The organism is Streptomyces sp. NPDC051976, assembly GCF_040680795.1.
Classification (GTDB): Bacteria; Actinomycetota; Actinomycetes; order Streptomycetales; family Streptomycetaceae; genus Actinacidiphila.
Window position 1 is genome coordinate 1 of the sequence record NZ_JBFAXL010000142.1, and the last position, 2,821, is coordinate 2,821.

Genomic DNA, 2,821 nt, shown 5'->3' on the forward strand with positions numbered 1-2,821 from the left:
CCGCCCAGGCCGCCCTCTGGCCACACTCGGATGGACGTGATCAACCAGGACTCACGTGCTCAACCGGACAGAAGCGCAACACGCAAAGTCCCTGGCTCCGAACCACCGGCGAAGGCCGGCGGTGCGGTGTACGGATTCGTACGGGAAACGGGAGTTCGCGCGGATCCCCTGGCACTGTATGGGAAACATCCGAAGGCCCACCATCGTGGAACTGGAGAAATTCATGCGCATTCGTGTGCTGCTTGCCGCGGCTTGTGCAGCCGCCTCACTGACACTCGGCCTGGGGACCGCCGGCACCGCGCACGCTGTCGCCGGAGGGTTCGGCCCGGGCAACTGCTGGATCAATGCCGGTAACCCGGGCAACTACTACTATTCCGGGGCCTACGCGGGTCAGGTCGAGCAGATCTACAACACCTGCGATGGAACCGTGGGTGTCCATTGGCAGTGGAGTAGTGGGTTCCGAGCTGCCAACCCCAATGCCTACGTTCAATTGGCGCTCAACTCGCCCTACTGGAGCTCTTGGTGGGGGCCGCTCGCCACCCTGGCAAAGCAGAGTCAGGATGTGTGGTGGTGGGACAGCGGTCTCCCGCACGGTACCCCCAAACCAGACCAGTGGCGCGCCGGCGCAATGGTCAACCACAACAACTGCATTGAGTGGGGCTCATTGCACTGGTACGCCAACGGCGCCGATGTGGATGGCCCCTATGGAGGCTGCGACGACTTCTACCCTCCCGCCTGATCAGGAATCCCGCTCAGGCAATTCTGGTACGGGAAGGGGCCTGGAGGCAGGGCTTGTGTAAGTTCCCTTCTTCGTCCAACCCGTCTGAGGTTGGGGCGGGTTGGACGAAGAAGGGGAACTTCGACGTCACCCAGGGCCAGAAGGGTCCCCAGGCGGAGCACATCGCCCCCGCCTGAGCGCCGCCCCCTGCACGGCGCCCGCTGCCGCAGCACCCGCCGGGCGAACGCCGCGGACTCTGAAGGCTGTCAGTGCCCTCCGGGGCGCCTCTGGCGGTTGCCAGCGCGCCGCCGCGCCCGGGGCACGGACCGCACACCGTCGGCGGCCACCGGTGTCGAGGCCCGCGCCGCGCCGGTGTAGACGTGGTCCAGGGCGGTGAACCGCCGAGGCCGAGCCGGGAACCAGCGGGGCCGCCGTTCAGGCGGGGGTCGACCCATCCCATCCGTCGTCGGTCACCAGCTACGGTGCCAGGCGTTCGATGAGCGTCGCGTGCTGTCCGCCGACCACCGCGGCGGCAGCCGACGGCTGCAGCACGGACTGCAGCCGTTCCTCGACGCCGCCGACCTGCGCCAGGATCTGCTCGCTGCAGCGGGGCACGGCCCCCTTGTCCTGGGGCGTCCAGTCCTGGCCGAACAGCAGGCGGCTGGACGGGGCGCGGTGAGGGGCTGCCGACAACGCGGCCAGCTGCCCGGGCGCGGACTGACATCGCGCCACGGAGGTACCGACCGCCCCCAGGGCGACGCACACCGGCCCGCCGAGTCGGCCCCGAAGTCGGCTCCCCTGCCACTGGGTCTACGAGGCGGCGTACGGACTTGTACGAGATACTCGCTTCGGAACGTGCTCCCTTGCCACGATCGGATCAAGCGCAACCAATCGAAAGGTGGGCACTTTGATCCGGATCCAGAAACTGCTGTCCAACCGCCTCGCCAAGTTGAGTGCGGCGGCCATATCGGCGCTTGCGATGCTGCTGGGCGGCACCGGCACAGCGCACGCGGCGATCTACTGGAGCGGCATTCAGATGGTCAACCAGGCAAGCCAGCAGTGCCTGAGAGCCGAGGGCTATCCAGGAGGCGTCTCCGACGGAAACGCTGGCACGACCATACCGGGGTGCATGCACGACGGCACCAGTTGGATCTGGCTGTCGAGCGCGGCACCGGATAACGATGGCGACGCACAAGTACAAATAGAGACGGAATCCGACACGGGCGAGTTGCTGTGCTTGCATGGGGACTACCCCGACACCGGACCCAACGGCCCTACCTCGTCGAGTACGTACTGGGCTCAATGCGGCTATGGAGGTGCGCCTGAGGCACCTCTGATGCTCTGGAGGATGCACACCGTCGCTCCGCCGCAGAACGTTGGAAACCCGGAGGGGCTGAAGCACTTCATCAGCTTCTACAACGATGCGTATGGCGTGTGCCTGGACGGCGGCTTCGACGAGGCCTATGGCTTCCCTGGCCACTGCAACAGCAGCAACAACTGGCAGATCTGGAACATCTACACCAACCAGACCTCGCATCCCTACGGCGGATAGAGCGTTCGTGACGGGCGACGTGGTCGCCGTCGATGAGGCTGCGTGAAGAAACCCCAGTGGCCGTCAGGCAGCTGGGGTCTTGGTGAACACAGCGTCGGTCTCATGCTCACGGTGTCGCGTGAATCTGACTGGAGGGTCTGACGACACGTCGGGAAGGCCGCGAAGTACTGGACCTCGCAGAGCACAGAGGCGTAGCAGCGGTGCCGCCGCGAGCGACGGTCGCCGACTTCACCGCTGCTCGGCCGCGTTCAACCAGGCGAGCCGACTGCTTCCCGGAGCCGTGCGGGCGCGCCGACCCGATCCTCGGCAGGCGGGCGTTGACCGACTCGATCGTGTTCGTCTGCAGACGATGCGATCGAGAACGCTTCGCGCGATGCTGCCGTGCTGGTGCCCCCCGGCATAGGTGAGGTTCCGTCAGCCTGGCGCAATTCGCCGAGAACCAGGTCAAGCTCGGCGGCTACCTCATCGGCGCTGTGAGCTGCTCTGAGTTTGGTGGAGTCCCTGATGCCAGGGTTACGATCCTGGCGAAGGAGAACTACCAGCACCATGCC

3 protein-coding genes and 1 pseudogene are annotated in these 2,821 nt (G+C 66.1%); 2 read left to right on the forward strand and 2 right to left on the reverse strand.

Going from position 1 to position 2,821, the window contains the following annotated elements; translation table 11 throughout:
* Positions 1–205: 205 nt before the first annotated feature.
* Positions 206–739 carry a hypothetical protein gene (locus tag AB0M29_RS45055; RefSeq protein ID WP_365393647.1) on the forward strand — a complete coding sequence of 178 codons (534 nt, stop codon included), beginning with the start codon at positions 206–208 and terminating at the stop codon, positions 737–739.
* A gap of 456 nt (positions 740–1,195) precedes the next feature.
* Here AB0M29_RS45055 and AB0M29_RS45060 read toward each other — a convergent pair whose 3' ends face one another.
* Positions 1,196–1,411, reverse strand: a complete 216-nt coding sequence (locus AB0M29_RS45060) for a hypothetical protein (RefSeq protein ID WP_365393649.1) — start codon at positions 1,409–1,411, stop codon at positions 1,196–1,198.
* A 214-nt stretch (positions 1,412–1,625) separates the two neighbouring features.
* Here AB0M29_RS45060 and AB0M29_RS45065 point away from each other — a divergent pair, with 214 nt between their 5' ends.
* The gene (locus AB0M29_RS45065; protein WP_365393651.1) at positions 1,626–2,270 is read left to right on the forward strand and encodes a hypothetical protein; all 645 of its coding nucleotides are present in this window, start codon (positions 1,626–1,628) and stop codon (positions 2,268–2,270) included.
* A gap of 248 nt (positions 2,271–2,518) precedes the next feature.
* Here the strand turns inward: AB0M29_RS45065 and AB0M29_RS45070 are convergent.
* A pseudogene (locus AB0M29_RS45070) lies at positions 2,519–2,821 on the reverse strand (hypothetical protein); the annotation flags it as partial.